Raw genomic sequence first — 16,154 nt, 5'->3', positions numbered from 1 at the left:
AAGGGGATGTTTCATAGGACAAATGTGTCCATATGGAACGAAAGAAGACCCTCGACAGAGAATTTAAATGTAACTATCGTTGTTACATGAAATCCGCAAATCCACTGTCCGACGCCCTGCATGTGATGGCGCACCTGGTCGGCCATGCCGCCCCGCGTACGTCCGAGCAGCTGGCGTCCTGCCTGCCGACGCATCCGGTGGTGATCCGTCGCCTGCTGGCACAGCTGCACAAGGCCGGCCTGGTGCGCAGCACCCGCGGCCACGGCGGCGGCAGCCTGCTGGCACGCGACGCCGCGGCGATCACCCTGCATGACATCTACCTGGCGGTGGGCGCACCACCGCTGGTCCAGGTCGGCGCACGCGACTCCGGCGGTGGCTGCCCGATCCAGCGGCTGGTCAACAGCGCCTTGCTCGATGGGGCGCGCGAAGCGCAGCGCCTGCTCGAAGCGCGGCTGCAGGCGACCACGCTGGACCAGCTTGGCGCCGACTTCGCCCGCCATCTCGCCCATCACCGTTCCCTGGAAGGTCACCATGAATCCTGATGTGCTCATCGTCGGCGGCAGCTATGCCGGCATTGCCGCCGGCCTGATCCTGGCCCGTGCCCGTCGCCCGGTCACCGTCATCGACGCAGGTTCGCCGCGCAACCGTTTCGCCAGTCATTCGCACGGGGTGCTCGGGCTGGATGGCATCAGTGGCGCCGAGCTGCTGAAGACGGCGCGCCAGCAGCTGCTGGACTACCCCACGGTGCGTTGGGTGCATGCCGAAGCCGTGCAGGCCACCGCCCGCGCCGAAGGCGTGGAAGTGCGTACCGCCGATGGCCAGGTGCTGGCCGCGCGCAAGCTGCTGCTCGCCAGCGGCATCGCCGACCAGTTGCCGGCGTTGCCGGGCCTCGCCGAGCGCTGGGGCAGCACCGTGCTGCACTGCCCGTACTGTCATGGCTATGAAGTGGGTGGTGGTGCCATTGGCCTGCTTGGCGGTCATCCGATGTCCGCCAGCAAGGCGCCGCTGTTCGCCGACTGGGGCAATGTCACGTTCTTCAGCATGGGACTGGACATCACGGATGAGGAACGCGCCGCCATGCAGCAGCGCGGCGTGCAGATCGAGACGTCACCCGTGCTGGGCGTGCAGGGCGACCAGCCGACCTGGCTGGAAGTGGAGCTGGCCGACGGCCGCCGAATCGCCCAGCGTGCGTTGTTCGTGCCGGCCACCCAGGCGATGGCCACGCCGTTGGTGCAGCAGCTGGGCTGCACGTTGGTCGAGAGCCCGCTGGGCGTGCTGATCGAGGTCGATGCGATGAAGCAGACCTCGGTGCCGAACGTGTATGCCGCAGGCGATGCGACGACGGTCGGCAACATCACCCTGGCCATGGCCGAAGGCGTGCGCGCGGGCATCGGCGTGCACCACGCGCTGGTGGCCGAAGACAGCATCGCGCGCTGAACGTTGCACAGGTAGAGGCCGACCTTGGTCGGCGCTGTTCCATCCACGCATGGCGTGGATCTACTGCAATCGGGTGCGGTGGGTGCCGGCCTTGGCCGGCACCGCTCCGTTACCCCTTCACGCACAACACCTGGCGCAGGGTGTGCACCACGTCGACCAGGTCCAGCTGCGCGGCCATCACATCGTCGATCGACTTGTACGCGGCCGGTGACTCGTCCAGCACGCCGCTGTCCTTGCGGCATTCCACGTGCGCGGTGGCCTCGCGATGCTGGGCAAGCGTGATCTGCTGGCGCGCGGCGCCACGGCTCATCACCCGGCCGGCACCGTGGCTGCAGCTGTGGAAGCTGTCCGCGTTGCCCTTGCCACGCACGATGTAGCTGCGCGTGCCCATGCTGCCGGGAATGATGCCCAGCTCACCCTCGCGAGCGCTGACGGCCCCCTTCCGGGTCACCAGCAGCTCCTGCCCGTGGTGCGTTTCCTTCTGTACATAGTTGTGGTGGCAGTTCACCGCCATTGCCGCCAGCTGGAACTTCGGCAGCCGGTGGCGCATCTCGGCCAGCACGCGCGACATCATCGCCTCGCGGTTCTGCCGGGCGTAGTCCTGCGCCCACGACACGGCTTCGACGTAGTCATCGAACAGCGGCTCGCCTTCCATGAAGAACGCCAGGTCCTTGTCCGGCAGGTGGAAGCCCAGCACGCGCCGGGCCAGTTCCTCGCGCGCCTTCTCGATGAAGTAGGTACCGATCAGGTTGCCGGTGCCGCGCGAGCCGCTGTGCAGCATCACCCACACCGTATCCGTCTCGTCCAGGCACAGTTCGATGAAGTGGTTGCCGCCGCCCAGCGTACCCAGCTGGCGGTCCAGCTTATCGGTGCGGATCCTGCGGTGCTTGTCCTTGATCTTCTCCAGGCCGTCGGCCAGCCCGGACTGCACCAGCCGCGTGTGGATGCTGTCGGGCATGCGGTGATGCTCGCCGCCGCGTCCGTTGCCGACCGGAATGCTGCGCTCGATGCTGTTGCGCAGCTGCCGCAGGTCGTCGGGCAGGTCGTTGGCGCGCAGCGTGGTGCGCACCGCCGCCATGCCGCAGCCGATGTCAACGCCGACCGCGGCCGGGATGATCGCACCGCGGGTCGGGATCACCGAGCCGACGGTCGCGCCCTTGCCCAGGTGCACGTCCGGCATCACGGCCACCCACGGCCCGACGAACGGGATCGCGGCGATGTTGCGCAGCTGCTCATGCGCCTGCGCTTCCAGCGGCACACCGTTGACCCAGCCCTTGATCGGCGTGGTGCCCTCGACGTGCAGCCATTGATAGTTGTGTTGAGTGTCCATGTCTTCGTGTATGTCCTTGATGGGCCGGCGGCGCGTCCCTGCGCCGCCGCTACCCCCTACCTGATCGTCACCAGCTGCTTCAGCACGCCATCCAGGCCGCCGAACACGGTGAGCGTGTCGATCTTCTCGGTGACCTTCTCCAGTGCCTCCAGCTCCTTCAAGCGCATCAGCACCGGGTTGTCCTCGATCAGCTTTGCGGTGTTGAGCTGTGATCGCGTGGCGTTGGCCTCCTCGCGGCGACGGATCACGCTGGCCTGGGCCTGCTTCTCGGCCAGCACCACGCCGTTGAGGATCTCCTTCATCTCGCCCGGCAGGATCACGTCCTTGATGCCGACGCCGAGCAACCGCACGCCGTGGCCCTCGATTGCCGCCTGCACATGTGAGGCGATCTCGCCGTCCAGCGCCGCCTTGTCGCCCAGCAGCTCGTCCAGGCTGCGCGCGGCAATCGCCTGGCGCAGGCCGAACTGCAGCTGCCGGTAGACGAACTCATCGCCATTGCTGAGCGTGCGGTGTGCACGCACCGGGTCGACCACCTGCACGGTCGCGGCCAGGTTCACCCGCAGGGTGACCTTGTCGCGGCTGAGCAGTTCCTGGCCGGACACGTCCAGCGAACGTGCACGCAGTTCCACGCGCTCCACCGACACGTTGCCGTTGAAGTTCCAGAACGCGTGCAGGCCGGCGTCCAGCGTCTGCCGCAGCGTGCCATCGATGAACAGCAGGCCCACCGACTCGCTCGGCACGGTGCTGATCACCGCCACACGCGGCAGCACGCCCAATTGACCCAGCCGCTGCTGCACGTCGGCCGGAATGCGCGGCTCGTCACCCAACGCCATTACCTGCACCTGGGTATCGACCGAACCGCGCCAGTACAGACGGCGGCTGCCCGGCGGCAGGACTTCATCGATGCGGCCGTTGCGCAGCAACAGGCCGACCTCGGTGGCACCGACGTTGGCCAGCACGAAGTGGGTGTCCAGCTGTGCGCCCAGCGCTTCGATCAGGCTGTCCTGGTCGCTGCCGGTGTAGGCCGCGCCCTTCGATGCGGTGTGGATGTCCACGTGCGGACGGCCGCCGAACGGCGACAGGCGGTGCACGCCCGGCAGCAGGATCTGCTGGAAACGACGGTTGCGATACACCAGGCCGCGCTCGCCGTCGCCGATCACGACCTTGATGGTCCAGAACATGGGAGTCTCTCCTTGTATGGCTCTGGTGATTCGACCCGATGGAATGAATGCCATGACCCGGGTCGAACCGGTCGTGGCAGGACAGGCGGCACACGCTGTGCCGCCTGCGGAAGAGGGCGGCCATCGGCGGACGGTCCGCGCGCGGGGCCATCGGTGCACCGGCAGTGCTGCCATCGTCGTTCCCGGCAGGCAGCACCGGGGCGGAACGTGGCTGGCAGTGGCGGCGGGCCGGGGCCCGGCGTGCGGTCCGTTGCCTTCCAGGCCCCGCCCGAAGGCGATGGCGGTGGACGGCGACGATGGCTGCTGGGGCTTGCGCCCCGGGTGTTGCTTCAAGTCATGACGTGACAGGTCATGTGGTTGGAGTGGGAGTCGAACCCACGACAGACGGAATCAGGATCCGTTGCTCTGACCAAGCTGAGCTATCCAGTTGGGGACCGCGCGGAATCGAACCGCGTACCGGCGAACCGGCGCCTGCCTCCAGCAGGCGATCCAGGCGATGGCATGTCCGCGACCTCCGGCATACGCCACGGCAACGCCGCGCGCACCAGCCCGTGGTGGAAACGGGACCGTTGGAGAATCGAGGGTGCAGGCCACCGACATTATCGGCGAGCGATAATGTTTGGGTGCGATGCAGATAATGTCCAGGCGCTGCCGGTCGCGCGAAGTAAATCCTTCGGCGGGGCGGGAAAAGCCTGGGTCAGTGAGCGGCGGGTTGCCGCGCGGGGTGCAGTTCTGGCATCGCGGGTCCTTGTGCCGACGCAAACGAAAACGCCCCCGGGACTTGCGTTCCGAGGGCGTCGTCAGGCCTCGGAGATCGGGGTGGCCGATCTCCGCAGGGCGGATATCAGGCCGTTGTCAGCTGGTCTTCCTTGCCGAACGCGCGCGCCAGCACGTCCATGCGCAGGCATGGCAGCAGTTTGGCGGTGGCGACGGAATGCGCGTTCAAGGGAAGTTTCCAGTGGTTGTTGAAACGAGGTGCGCACGATAAACCACGATTTAGTCGCGCGCAACCATTTTGTTCAATTATTTTCTTCGGTATGTGTGCAATGCCGGCCAGCGGCCGGCACTACCGGCCCTCAGGCTTCCGCGCTGGCGGCATCCAGCTGCGCGACATCCTGCACGCTCAGCGACACGTTTGCCGCCGCCAGCAGATCGTGCAGCTGCTCGACGCTGGTGGCGCTGACGATCGGTGCGGTGACCGACGGCCGCGCGATCTGCCATGCCAGTGCGATCTGTGCAGCGCTTGCGCTGTGCTTGCTGGCCACGTCATCCAGTGCCTGCAGGATGCGCAGGCCGCGCGGATTCAGATAGCGCTTCACCACGTTCTCGCCACGCGCCGGGCTCTTGGCTGCATCGGCCGGCGTGCGGTACTTGCCGCTGAGGAAGCCGCTGGCCAGCGCGTAGTAGCCGATCACGCCGATCTGTTCGCGCTGCACCAGCGGTTCCAGTTCCTTTTCGTAGCCGGCGCGGTCATACAGGTTGTACTCCGGCTGCAGCGTTTCGTAACGCGGCAGCCTGTAGTCGGTGGACACCTTCAGCGCATCGGCCAGGCGCGTGGCGCTGTAGTTGGAGGCACCGATCGCACGCACCTTGCCGGCTTCGATCAGGCGCCCGAACGCGGCCAGGGTCGCTTCCAGCGGCGTCGACTCGTCATCCTCGTGGGCCTGGTACAGGTCGATCACGTCGGTCTGCAGGCGGCGCAGTGAATCCTCGACCGCGGCATTGATGTTGTCCGGGCTCAGGCCGGGGCGTTCGGCCCACTTGGCCACCTTGGTTGCCAGCACCACCTTGTCGCGCTTTCCGCTGCGGGCAAACCACTTGCCGATCAGCGTCTCCGATTCGCCGCCGGCATTGCCGGGCACCCAGGCCGAGTACACATCGGCGGTGTCGACCAGGTTGAAGCCGGCATCGACGAAGGCATCGAGCAGGGCGAAGCTGGCCTTTTCATCGGCGCTCCAGCCGAACACGTTGCCACCGAAGGCGAGCGGACGTACATGCAGGCCGGAACGGCCCAGTTCGCGGGTTGCCGTCATGGGCACGGACTCCTTGGGGGAAGTGCTCCAGAATAGAACGCGTAGTGTGACCGTGCTGCGGCGACGACCACAAAACAGTGTTCCGCGGCGCGCACGCAGCTAACGTTTTGTGAACACCTGGGACGCTGTGACTGCTAGTCTCGCCGCATCTTCCGCTGGAGTCGTCCCGATGATGCCTGCTTCGTCCCTGCGTGGTTGCCGACTGCTGCTTGCTTCGGCCCTGCTTGCTGCTGTTCCCGCGTTCGCCGCACCGTCCACGGTCGCGCCGGCGAAGATCCAGGTCTCACCGGCCATCGATGCGGCGGTGAAGGCGTCGACCCGTGATGCCAACAACGTCAAGCGCGATGGCTTCCGTCATCCGGCGCAGACGCTGTCGTTCTTCAAGGTGGCACCGGAAAAGACCGTCATCGAGATCACCCCCGGCAACGGCTGGTACTCGGAGATCCTGGCGCCGCTGTTGCACGACAAGGGCCACTACGTTGCTGCGGTGGTCGATCCGATGGCGGTGCCCGAAGGCCGCGGCCGTGACTACCAGCAGCGCAGCCGCGACAGCCTGGAGAAGAAGTACGCCGGTGCGCCGGCACAGTTCGGCAAGACTGCCGTGGTCGCCTACGATCCGGCCAAGCCGGTGTTCGGCCCGGCCAATTCAGCCGATGTGGTGCTGACCTTCCGCAACGTGCACAACTGGCGCAAGGCCGGCCAGGCGCAGGGCATGTTCCAGGGCTTCTTCAACGTGCTCAAGCCGGGCGGCGTGCTGGGCGTGGTCGAGCATCGTGCCAAGGCCGACGTAGCCGACGATGATGACACCGGCTATGTCGGCCAGCAGCAGGTGATCGCGATGGCCGAGGCGGCTGGTTTCAAGCTGGATGCACGCAGCGAGGTCAACGCCAACCCGCGCGACACCAAGGACCACCCGAACGGCGTGTGGACGCTGCCGCCGACCAACCAGCACGACAAGGCCGATGATGCGAAGTACCAGGCGATCGGTGAAAGCGACCGCATGACCCTGCGCTTCATCAAGCCGTAGCGGGCGGCGCCGGGCTGCGCCCGGTGAGCGCTGCGGCGTCACAATGGACGTAACGTGTATCCGCCGGGCGTGGCCCGGCCCTGCTGCCAATGGAGTGGACAGTTGAAGAAGGTGTTCTATATCGCTGTTGCAGTGCTGGTGTTGGCGCGGCTGATTGACTTCGTGTTCTACGGTGGCCATGCCTACGACCTGGTGGCGACCGTGGGGTTTGCCGTGCTGTTTGCCGGTGCGCTGCTGGAGGAGCGTGCGCGTGCCATGAATCCGCCGCCGGTCCGCCTGCGGCGCCGGGCCAATGTCATCGCGGCGTGCGGCATCGCACTGGTGCTGGGCTCTTTCCTGCTGGAGTGGAAGGTCTTCGGTTGATCGCGCCGCAGCCTCGGCCGGCGTGATGCCCGGCAGCACCGGGGCCGCGCTCGGCCGAGGTTGCGCGGCATGGGACAATGCTGCACCTGCCGCCCGTCGTGCCCGCAATGCTGATCGCCTTCAACAAGCCCTTCAACGTGCTCTGCCAGTTCACCGACCGCAGCGTACCGCCGCGGCCGACGCTGGCCGGGTTCGGCCTGCCGCCGCGCGTGTATGCCGCCGGTCGCCTGGACCATGACAGCGAAGGCCTGCTGCTGCTGACGGATAACGGTACGCTGGCGCACAAGCTGACCGACCCCAGGCATAAGGCCGACAAGACCTACTGGGTGCAGGTGGAAGGCACGCCCAGCGATGAGCAGCTGCAACGGCTGCGCGATGGGGTGGAGCTGAATGACGGACCGACCCTGCCGGCGAAGATCGAGCGCCTCGATCCGGCGCCGTCGCTGTGGACACGCGATCCGCCGGTGCGCTTCCGCAAGACCGTGCCCGACAGTTGGCTGGCGATCACGATCCGCGAGGGCCGCAACCGCCAGGTGCGGCGGATGACCGCGGCGGTGAACCTGCCGACGCTGCGGCTGGTCCGCGTGTCGATGGGACCCTACCGCCTGGACGACCTGCAGCCGGGGCAGTGGCGGCAGATCGGCTGAAACACGAAGGGCCGGATACCCTACGGTATCCGGCCCTCATAGCGGGCTGATGGGCTCAGTTCCTGCGGAAGGAAGCCGACCGCGGCAGACTCAGGCGTCGCTGCCGATATCGCTGTGCTCGTCCACCACGGTGTCGTTGCGGCGGTCACGCGCATTGATGCGCTGCGCCTGACCATTCACCACGTGGCCGTTGGCGGCCTTCTTCTTCTGCTGCTTGCGGTACAGCGCATAGCCGAGCAGGCCGACACCCACCGCAGCGGCGGCAATGGTCACCGCCGGGTTGCGCCGGGCGAACTTGGTGGCCACCTTGCCACCGGTCTTGACGGCGCCCAGCGCCGCGCCGGTCTTGATCCAGTCACTGGCCTGCGGCCCAAGGTGGCGCAGGCTGCCACCGGCACTCTTCAGTCCGTCGCCGGCGCTGTGGGCCAGGTCCAGGGCGCGCTCCAGAGCGCGGTCGGTGATTACGGTCAGCTTGCTCATGCGGGGGTCCTTTGCCTCGGGTCGAAGTCCAGTGTCGCGTGTTGCCCGTAAACGGTATGTCAGTCGAGGTGGCACGCGGTGTGACTTTACCGCAGCCATTCAGGATCAGGCAGGGTCCGGCTACGTCCCGCGCGGCTTGGCCCGATGCGTGGCCGTGGCCGTCCACGGGTCATCCGGCCACGGATGGCGCGGGTAACGGCCCTTCATTTCCTTTTTCACCTCGGCGTAGGTGCTTTCCCAGAAGTTGCGCAGGTCCTGGGTGACCTGCAGCGGGCGGCCGCCGGGGGAGAGCAGGTGCAGGGTCAGCGGCACGCGGCCATCGGCGATGCGCGGCGTGTCGGCCAGGCCGAACAGTTCCTGCAGCTTCACCGCCAGCACCGGCGGCAGCGGGTCGCCGCTCTCGCTGTCCAGCGCATAGGTGATCGGCCGCTCCAGTCCGGACGGCACGGTGATGCGGGTCGGCGCATGACGCTCGACCAGCTGCCGTTGTGGCCACTCCAGTGGCGATTTCAGCGCTTCGCCGAAGCTGGATTCGTCCAGCGCATCCAGTCGCGTCCTGCCGGCGAACGCGGGCTGCAGCCATTGTGCGCGCGTGGCCAGCAGGGCATCGTCGCTGCAGTCGGGCAGGCCGAGCTCCGGCATCCAGCGTCGAAGCGATTCCACCCGCGCCTGCCACTGGTGCAGGCTCTCGGTCCACGGCAGGGCCTGCAACCCGAGTTCGGTCACCGCGTCGGTCAGTGCCTGCGCGGCGTGCTGTGGATCGACCCGGCCGGCCGAGCGGCTGTCCAGCACTATGCGGTCGAAACGGGTCTCGCGCAGCGCAACCAGGGCGCGGCGTTCGCTGTCCCAACGCACTACGTCTTCGGTGACGAAGCGCTCCGGCCACGCATGGCGCAGAGCACTTTCATCTACCGGTGCGGCACGCAGCAACAACGCATCGCGCGCTTCGAAGCGCAGTTCGCTGGCCACCAGCCACGGCTCGCCGCGCAGGTCGCTCAGCTCGTGCAGGCGCGCGCTGCGGCCATTGGCCAGGAGGTAGCGCAATGGATCGCTGGGATGCTGGACGCCAATCCGGTCTGGGAAGGCGTGCGCGAGCAGGTCGCCCAGCTCATGGGCCTCGATGCTGGCCGGCGGCGTGGCTTCGCAGCGCAGGCGGCGACGCCACTGCCTGGCGGCGGCATCGATGGCGGCCAGCCCGCTGCGGTTGGCATCGCCCGGTATGCGGCCATTGCGGAACGCAGCCAGTGCGCGCCAGCGGCTCGCCAGCGCGTCACCGCCCTGGCGCAGCGGGTCGCGCGCTTCCAGCAGGGCGGCCAGATCGGTGGCCAGCGCCTGCGCGCGGGCATCGGGCGCTGCCAGCAGCATCGCCGCCATCCGCGGGTGCGTACCCAGCGCCAGTACACGGCGCCCGAGTGCGGTGATCGCGCCCGAGTCCGACAGTGCACCCAGGCGTTGCAGCAGTTCGCGCGCCGCACCCATCGGGCCGGCCGGTGGCGGGTCGAGGAAGCGCAGGTCGCTGCTGCCCCACGCGGCCAGTTCCAGCGCCAGTCCGGCCAGTTCCACTTGGTCGATCTCGGCGCGGCGCTGCGGCTCCAATCGCTGCGACTGCGGCCACAGCCGCCAGGCCACGCCTTCGGCCACGCGACCGGCGCGACCGGCGCGCTGGTCGGCCGACGCCTGGGCGATGGACACCACGTCCAGCCGGGTGAAGCCGCTGTTGGGGTCGTAGCGCGGTTCGCGCGCCTGGCCGCTGTCGATCACCACGCGCACGCCGGGCAGGGTCACCGACGACTCGGCCACGTTGGTCGCCAGCACCACGCGACGGCGGCCATCGCTGGCCATCTGCAGCACGCGCGCCTGTTGTTCCACCGGCAGCTCGCCATGCAGCGCCAGCACCTCGACGTTGCCATCGAGTGACTCCTGCAGGCCGGCCTGGACGCGCGCGATCTCGCGCTGGCCGGGCAGGAACACCAGCAGGTCACCGGGGTGATCGGCCAGGGCCTGCTGCACCGCGCGGCGCACCTGCAGTTCCAGCGTCTCATCGCGGCGCGCCGGGAAATGGCTGACCGTCACCGGGTAGCTGCGGCCCTCGCTGCTCAGCCGCGGCGCATCGAGGAAGCGTGCCAGGCGCTCGCCATCCAGCGTGGCCGACATCACTACCAGGCGCAAGTCATCGCGCAGCTGCGCCTGCACGTCCAGCGCCAGCGCCAGGCCGAGGTCACCGCTGAGATGGCGCTCGTGGAATTCGTCGAACAGGATCGCACCGACCTCTTCCAGCATCGGGTCCTCCTGCAGCATGCGGGTCAGGATGCCTTCGGTGACGACTTCAATGCGCGTACGCGCCGAAACCTTGTTCTCGAAGCGGATACGGTAGCCGACCGTGCCACCGACCTCCTCGCCCAGCTGCCGTGCCATGAACAGCGCGGCGCTGCGTGCGGCGACCCGGCGCGGCTCCAGCAGGATGATTTTCCGGCCTTGCAGCCATGGCGCTTCGAGCAGGGCCAGTGGTACCTGGGTGGTCTTGCCGGCGCCGGGCGGGGCTTCCAGCACCAGCCGTGGCTGCACGGCCAGGTGCTGCTGGATCTGCGGCAGCAGCGGGAAAATCGGGAAGAGCGGGGCATTCATGGGCAAAGGATAAGGGGCCATGGCGGGCGCAGGTACAATGCGCGGGCACTTTTCCCCCGCGATGACCATGCACCTGATCGATATCGGCGCCAACCTGACCCACGACTCCTTCGACCGCGACCGCGATGCCGTGCTGGACCGCGCACGGCAGGCCGGCGTGGTGCAGATGGTCATCACCGGTGCCAGCCGCGAGCACTCGCCGCTGGCCGTGCAGCTGGCGCAGCAGCACCCGGGCTTTCTGTATGCCACCGCCGGCGTGCACCCGCATCATGCGGTGGAATACACCGAGGAATGTGATGCCGAGATGCGCGCGCTGCATGCCCACCCGGAAGTTGTGGCCGTGGGTGAGTGCGGGCTGGACTACTTCCGTGACTTCTCGCCGCGCCCGGCGCAGCACCGTGCCTTCGAGCGACAGCTGCAGCTGGCCGCTGAGAATGGAAAGCCGCTGTTCCTGCACCAGCGCGATGCGCATACCGATTTCATGGCACAGATGAAGAACTTCGAAGGCCGCATCGGCCCGGCGGTGGTGCATTGCTTCACCGGCGAACGCGACGAACTGTTCGACTACCTGGATCAGGACTGGTACATCGGCATCACCGGCTGGCTGTGTGACGAGCGCCGTGGCGCGCACCTGCGCGAACTGGTGAAGAACATCCCGGCCAACCGCCTGATGATCGAGACCGACGCACCGTACCTGCTGCCGCGCACGCTGAAGCCGATGCCGAAGGACCGCCGCAACGAACCGATGTTCCTTTCGCATATCGTGGAAGAACTGGCACGTGACCGTGGCGAGGACGTTGCAGTGACGGCGGCCAATGCGACTGCGGCGACGCGTGCGTTCTTCCGCCTGCCCGACGCCGGTTGATCCGTAGAGCCGAGCCCATGCTCGGCTTATCGCGCGCAGCGCGAAAGACGCAAAGAGCAGCCGAGCATGGGCTCGGCTCTACAAAGCGCTGTCCGGTAGCGCCGGGCCATGCCCGGCGAGCGAAGCGGCCAGCGCCTGCAGCCCTTCCCGATACGTTGGAAACCGCGGTGCCCACCCCAGCGCCACACGCGTGCCACGGCTGTCGATGCGCTTGTTGCTCTCGTAGAAGCGCCGTAGCGTCGGGCTGAGTGCAGGGTCGTCCCACGCCACGGCAGGTGGCATCGCAAACCCGCCCAGCTTCGCGGCGAAGGCCAGCACATCCTGCGGTGGTGCCGGCTCGTCGTCGGCCGGCAGGTATAGCCCCTCCACGCACGGCCGCTGCATCGACGCGATAACGACCGTTGCCAGGTCATCCACGTGCAGGCGGTTGAACACCAGGCCAGGGCGCACCACGTGGCGTGCACGCCCCTGCGCCAACTGCAGCAACGCATTGCGCCCCGGCCCGTACAGGCCGGGCAGGCGGAACACCGCCGAAGCGATGCCACGTACCTCTGCAAGCGCACGCCATTGCGCTTCGGCACGCAGGCGCTGCACGCCGGCTGCTTCGGTGGCATCGGCTGCGCTGCGCTCGTCAACCCAGCCGCCGGCCCGATCGGCATACACCGACGTGGACGACAGATAGCCCACCCAGCGCAGTGCCGGGCTGGCCCGCAGAGCCGGCAGCAGCAGGCGCAGTGCCGGGTCGCCCGCGGCATCTGGCGGCACGCTGCACAGCACGGCCTCGGCCTGCGCGACCTCATCGAGCAGGGCGGGCGACGGTGGGGAGTCAGCGTGCAGCTGATGCCGCAGCAGGCCATCGTCCGGCGCCGACGAGGGGTTACGCACCGTGCCGACGACGTGCACGCCCCGCGCCTGCAGATGCGGGGCCAGCACGCATCCGCTCCAGCCCATACCGAGGATCAGCACCCGCATAGGCAGCGCGCTGGCCTGCAACGGGAGGCTCACGCGCCGCGCAGTGCCTGGTAGGCCTGCAGGCTGCTGTAGGCGACCTGCAGCAGCAGGGCTTCTTGGTCGGCCTTGCGTGCACGCGCCAGCATGTCGCCGACGATCTGTTCGGCCTCTACCTGCTGGCCGGCTTCCAGATCCCGCAGCATCGACGCCTTCAGTGCCGAGCCCGCCTGGGTGAGGGTGCCGCGTGCGGTGTCCTGCGCGGCATCTGGAATCGGCTCACCGGCAGCTTCGGCCACGGCCAGGCATTCGTCGTACAGGCCGCGCACGATCGCCTCGCCATCATCGGTGGCGACGATGGTGCCGATATCCGCGCGAAGCAGGCAGGTCGCGGCGGCCAGCGCGGTCAGGAAGGTGTACTTGATCCACTGTTCCTGGCCAATGTGTTCGCTCGCCAGGTGATCAAGATGGGCCTGCGCGCAGGCTGCGGCGAAGGCACGCACGCGTGCGGACGCCGCGCCGCCATCGCGCTCGCCGAAGGTGAGCTTGGCCGGCTTGCCCAGGTGCAGCACCGCACCGTCGGGGGCCTTGGTGGCGCTGATGAAGCACAGGCCGCCGAGCACGGCGTCGCGGCCGAAGCGCAGGTCCAGCGCGTTGTAGTGGTGCAGGCCGTTGAGGATCGGCAGCACGGTGGTGTTCGCGCCCACGGCTGGAGCAATGGCGTCGATCGAGCTGTCGAGGTCGTAGGCCTTGCAGCTGAGGATGACCAGGTCGAACGGCTTCTGCGCGGCCAATGCGGGCAGCGCATCGGCGGTGACGTGCTGCACCGGGAAGTTGGCATCGCCGAGCGGGCTGCGGATCACCAGGCCATCGCGGTCCAGCTGTGCGGCGCGCGCGGGGCGCACGAGGAAGGTCACGTCCACGCCGGCCTGGGCCAGGCGACCACCGAAGTAACCGCCGGTACCGCCGGCGCCGAGGATCAGGATGCGCATTGCACGTTCACCGCTTTCTGGGGGAATCAGATCTGCGATTGTGCCGGAGATTGCGGGCAAAAAAAGAGCCGAGCATCGGCTTGGCTCTACAGAGATCGCTTCATCCACGCATGGCTTGGATCCATCGTGTCGACCAAGGTCGACACCTACCAACAGCAGCGCAGAACGGCTCCCCGGCAGATCGCAGGAATTTGTCGAAGGCGGGGTGGGTCCGGTTGCGGGGGCGTGAGCGCCATGGATGGCGCGACCGAGCCTCCATGGACGGATTCACGGCGTCCTCCGCAACCGGACCCACCCCGCCATCCCCCGGATAGTCAGCTTTTGCCGTTGAAGTTGACGTTGACGTTGATTCAGCGGGTGCAGGGCCGCAGGCCCTGCAGGCAAAACTCAGCTGCGCATGCCCACGCCACGGCGCAGCAGCCACAGGGCCAGCGCCGTCAGCACCACCACGAAACCGATCATCAGGCCGTAGGCCACCGGCAGCGGCACATCGCTGCTACCCAGCAGGCCATAGCGGAACGCGTTGACCATGTAGAAGATCGGGTTCGCGTGCGTGGCCGCTTCGGCCCAGCCCGGCAGCAGCTTCACCGAATAGAACACGCCACCCAGGTAGGTCAGCGGGGTCAGGATGAAGGTCGGCACGATCGCCACGTCATCGAACTTCTTCGCATACACCGCATTGATGAATCCGGCCAGCGAGAAGATCGTCGCGCCGAGGATCACCGTGGTCAGCATCACGATCGGATGCGGGATTCGCACCGGGGTGAAGAACATCGCGATGATCAGCACGATCACGCCCACCATCAGGCCGCGCAGCACCGCGCCAGCCACATAGCCCCACAGGATCACCCAGTTCGGCATCGGGCTGACCAGCAGCTCTTCGACGTGGCGGCCGAATTTGGCGCCGAAAAACGAGGAGCTGATGTTGCCGTAGCTGTTCTGGATCACGCTCATCATCACCAGGCCCGGCACGATGAACTGCATGTAGGTGTAGCCGCCCATGTCACCCACGCGCGACCCGATCAGGTTGCCGAAGATGAGGAAGTACAGGGTCATGGTGATCGCCGGCGGCACCAGGGTCTGGCCCCAGATGCGCATGATGCGGGCGACTTCGCGGCGCACGATGGTCATCAGCGCGATGCGGTTGCGCTGGCCGTCGGTCAGCTCGGTGGTGCTCATGCGGGCTTCTCCATGTTGCCGGTGAGGCGCACGAACAGCTCCTCCAGGCGGTTGCTCTTGGTACGCATCGAACGCACGCGGATACCGGACGCGTTGAGCGTCGCAAACACGCGGTTGAGGTCCATCGCGCGTGGCATATCGATGTCCAGCGTGTGCGGGTCCGGGGCGGTCAGCGTCGCGCCCTCGATCACCGGCAGCTGCGCCGGCAGGTCACCGTCGATGTCCAGCAGGAAGCCTTCCACGTCCAGCTTGGCCAGCAGGGTGCGCATCGGCCCCTGTTCGACGATCTGGCCATGGTTGATGATCGCCAGGTGGCGGCACAGGTACTCGGCCTCTTCCAGGTAGTGCGTGGTGAGGATGATCGTGGTGCCGGCACCGTTGATCTCCTTCAGCACGCGCCACATGTCGCGGCGGATCTCGATGTCCACGCCGGCGGTCGGTTCGTCCAGGATCAGCAGGCGCGGGCGGGTCATCATCGCGCGGGCGATCATCAGCCGGCGCTTCATGCCGCCGGACAGCGTGCGGCTCATCACCTGTGCCTTTTCCCACAGGTGCGCGCGCTTCAGTTCCTCTTCGGCGCGCTGCTCGGCTTCCTCGCGCGGCACGCCATAGAAGCCGGCGTAGTTCACCAGGATGTCGAAGGGCTTCTCGAACAGGTTGAAGTTGATTTCCTGAGGCACCAGCCCGATCAGGCGCATGGTCGCGCTGCGGTTGCGCACCAGGTCGCTGCCGAACACCTCCACCTGGCCCTCGCTGAGGTTGACCAGGGAGCTGATGATGCCGATCAGGGTCGACTTGCCGGCCCCGTTGGGGCCGAGCAGGGCGAAGAAGTCGCCCGGGGCCACTTCCAGGGAAACGCCCTTCAGGGCCTGGGTGCCGTTGTCGTAGGTCTTGCGCAGGTCGCGCACGCGCAGGGCGGGCGCCGTATCGTTCTGGGATGCCAAGCTCGAAGCCTTCGCGCCCATGGGCTGGCGCTGGAGAGGGGCGGGGAGGGGCTATTATAGAAGACCCCGAGGGCTTGCCCCGGCTACACACTGTCCCGAAAAG

General features: G+C 67.4%; 15 protein-coding genes and 1 tRNA gene. 6 read left to right on the top strand and 10 right to left on the bottom strand.

Annotation, left to right across the window (positions count from 1 at the left end; all coding sequences use genetic code 11):
* Window positions 1-86 precede the first annotated feature (86 nt).
* Window positions 87-542, top strand: a complete 456-nt coding sequence (locus G370_RS0117130) for an Rrf2 family transcriptional regulator (RefSeq protein ID WP_019661693.1) — start codon at window positions 87-89, stop codon at window positions 540-542.
* Entirely contained in the window at window positions 532-1,437 is a 906-nt protein-coding gene (locus G370_RS0117125) for an NAD(P)/FAD-dependent oxidoreductase (RefSeq protein ID WP_019661692.1), read from the top strand. The genes G370_RS0117130 and G370_RS0117125 overlap by 11 nt, the downstream gene beginning before the upstream one ends.
* A 109-nt stretch (window positions 1,438-1,546) precedes the next feature.
* Here G370_RS0117125 and G370_RS0117120 read toward each other — a convergent pair whose 3' ends face one another.
* The 4 genes from G370_RS0117120 to G370_RS0117100 all read right to left on the bottom strand — a co-directional run bounded on the left by G370_RS0117120 (window position 1,547) and on the right by G370_RS0117100 (window position 5,981).
* Complete coding sequence (locus G370_RS0117120; RefSeq protein ID WP_019661691.1) at window positions 1,547-2,767, bottom strand: RtcB family protein; 1,221 nt, start codon at window positions 2,765-2,767, stop codon at window positions 1,547-1,549.
* Window positions 2,768-2,823: 56 nt separating this feature from the next.
* Window positions 2,824-3,948 carry a slipin family protein gene (locus G370_RS0117115; RefSeq protein WP_019661690.1) on the bottom strand — a complete coding sequence of 375 codons (1,125 nt, stop codon included), beginning with the start codon at window positions 3,946-3,948 and terminating at the stop codon, window positions 2,824-2,826.
* A gap of 354 nt (window positions 3,949-4,302) precedes the next feature.
* Window positions 4,303-4,374, bottom strand: a tRNA-Gln gene (locus tag G370_RS0117110).
* A gap of 650 nt (window positions 4,375-5,024) precedes the next feature.
* A complete protein-coding gene (locus G370_RS0117100) occupies window positions 5,025-5,981 on the bottom strand; it encodes an aldo/keto reductase (protein ID WP_019661689.1) in 957 nt (318 codons plus the stop codon).
* A gap of 169 nt (window positions 5,982-6,150) precedes the next feature.
* Between G370_RS0117100 and G370_RS0117095 the strand changes: the two genes are divergently transcribed.
* From G370_RS0117095 to G370_RS0117085, 3 genes are all read left to right on the top strand, one after another.
* Entirely contained in the window at window positions 6,151-7,008 is an 858-nt protein-coding gene (locus G370_RS0117095; protein ID WP_019661688.1) for a class I SAM-dependent methyltransferase, read from the top strand.
* Between the two features lie 111 nt (window positions 7,009-7,119).
* Entirely contained in the window at window positions 7,120-7,371 is a 252-nt protein-coding gene (locus tag G370_RS0117090) for a hypothetical protein (protein WP_224329425.1), read from the top strand.
* Window positions 7,372-7,478: 107 nt separating this feature from the next.
* Window positions 7,479-8,018, top strand: coding sequence for a pseudouridine synthase (locus tag G370_RS0117085; RefSeq protein ID WP_026347220.1), 540 nt, complete (start codon window positions 7,479-7,481; stop codon window positions 8,016-8,018).
* A gap of 90 nt (window positions 8,019-8,108) precedes the next feature.
* Here G370_RS0117085 and G370_RS0117080 read toward each other — a convergent pair whose 3' ends face one another.
* Together G370_RS0117080 and hrpB are read right to left on the bottom strand one after the other, a co-directional pair.
* Window positions 8,109-8,498, bottom strand: coding sequence for a hypothetical protein (locus G370_RS0117080; RefSeq protein WP_019661686.1), 390 nt, complete (start codon window positions 8,496-8,498; stop codon window positions 8,109-8,111).
* 120 nt (window positions 8,499-8,618) lie between these two features.
* Window positions 8,619-11,123, bottom strand: a complete 2,505-nt coding sequence (gene hrpB, locus G370_RS0117075; protein ID WP_019661685.1) for an ATP-dependent helicase HrpB — start codon at window positions 11,121-11,123, stop codon at window positions 8,619-8,621.
* Window positions 11,124-11,190: 67 nt separating this feature from the next.
* On the opposite strand from hrpB, the gene G370_RS0117070 reads away from it, so the two are divergent.
* The gene (locus tag G370_RS0117070; protein ID WP_026347219.1) at window positions 11,191-11,988 is read left to right on the top strand and encodes a TatD family hydrolase; all 798 of its coding nucleotides are present in this window, start codon (window positions 11,191-11,193) and stop codon (window positions 11,986-11,988) included.
* A 78-nt stretch (window positions 11,989-12,066) separates the two neighbouring features.
* Here the strand turns inward: G370_RS0117070 and G370_RS0117065 are convergent, their stop codons facing one another.
* The 4 genes from G370_RS0117065 to G370_RS0117050 form a co-directional block, all read right to left on the bottom strand.
* Entirely contained in the window at window positions 12,067-12,960 is an 894-nt protein-coding gene (locus G370_RS0117065) for a Rossmann-fold NAD(P)-binding domain-containing protein (RefSeq protein WP_019661683.1), read from the bottom strand.
* A gap of 29 nt (window positions 12,961-12,989) precedes the next feature.
* The gene (panE, locus tag G370_RS0117060) at window positions 12,990-13,928 is read right to left on the bottom strand and encodes a 2-dehydropantoate 2-reductase (protein ID WP_019661682.1); all 939 of its coding nucleotides are present in this window, start codon (window positions 13,926-13,928) and stop codon (window positions 12,990-12,992) included.
* Between the two features lie 387 nt (window positions 13,929-14,315).
* A complete protein-coding gene (locus G370_RS0117055) occupies window positions 14,316-15,107 on the bottom strand; it encodes an ABC transporter permease (RefSeq protein WP_005420226.1) in 792 nt (263 codons plus the stop codon).
* Window positions 15,104-16,072 (bottom strand): ABC transporter ATP-binding protein, encoded by a 969-nt coding sequence (locus G370_RS0117050; RefSeq protein ID WP_019661681.1) that lies wholly within the window; start codon window positions 16,070-16,072, stop codon window positions 15,104-15,106. Before G370_RS0117050 ends, G370_RS0117055 begins: the two co-directional genes overlap by 4 nt.
* Window positions 16,073-16,154 lie beyond the last annotated feature (82 nt).

Origin of the sequence: Stenotrophomonas hibiscicola ATCC 19867 (assembly GCF_000382065.1) — a bacterium.
Taxonomy (GTDB): Bacteria; Pseudomonadota; Gammaproteobacteria; order Xanthomonadales; family Xanthomonadaceae; genus Stenotrophomonas; species Stenotrophomonas hibiscicola.
The sequence above is the reverse complement of the archived record's forward strand: the minus strand, read 5'-3'. Positions and strand labels throughout refer to the sequence as shown.

Coding starts and splice junctions, on each gene's coding strand:
- G370_RS0117100 (WP_019661689.1), bottom strand. CDS start 5,981: ATGACGGCAACCCGCGAACTGGGCCGTTCCGGCCTGCATGTACGTCCG.
- G370_RS0117085 (WP_026347220.1), top strand. CDS start 7,479: ATGCTGATCGCCTTCAACAAGCCCTTCAACGTGCTCTGCCAGTTCACC.
- hrpB (WP_019661685.1), bottom strand. CDS start 11,123: ATGAATGCCCCGCTCTTCCCGATTTTCCCGCTGCTGCCGCAGATCCAG.
- G370_RS0117115 (WP_019661690.1), bottom strand. CDS start 3,948: ATGTTCTGGACCATCAAGGTCGTGATCGGCGACGGCGAGCGCGGCCTG.
- G370_RS0117130 (WP_019661693.1), top strand. CDS start 87: ATGAAATCCGCAAATCCACTGTCCGACGCCCTGCATGTGATGGCGCAC.
- G370_RS0117055 (WP_005420226.1), bottom strand. CDS start 15,107: ATGAGCACCACCGAGCTGACCGACGGCCAGCGCAACCGCATCGCGCTG.
- G370_RS0117080 (WP_019661686.1), bottom strand. CDS start 8,498: ATGAGCAAGCTGACCGTAATCACCGACCGCGCTCTGGAGCGCGCCCTG.
- G370_RS0117120 (WP_019661691.1), bottom strand. CDS start 2,767: ATGGACACTCAACACAACTATCAATGGCTGCACGTCGAGGGCACCACG.
- G370_RS0117125 (WP_019661692.1), top strand. CDS start 532: ATGAATCCTGATGTGCTCATCGTCGGCGGCAGCTATGCCGGCATTGCC.
- G370_RS0117070 (WP_026347219.1), top strand. CDS start 11,191: ATGCACCTGATCGATATCGGCGCCAACCTGACCCACGACTCCTTCGAC.
- G370_RS0117065 (WP_019661683.1), bottom strand. CDS start 12,960: ATGCGGGTGCTGATCCTCGGTATGGGCTGGAGCGGATGCGTGCTGGCC.
- G370_RS0117050 (WP_019661681.1), bottom strand. CDS start 16,072: ATGGGCGCGAAGGCTTCGAGCTTGGCATCCCAGAACGATACGGCGCCC.
- panE (WP_019661682.1), bottom strand. CDS start 13,928: ATGCGCATCCTGATCCTCGGCGCCGGCGGTACCGGCGGTTACTTCGGT.
- G370_RS0117095 (WP_019661688.1), top strand. CDS start 6,151: ATGATGCCTGCTTCGTCCCTGCGTGGTTGCCGACTGCTGCTTGCTTCG.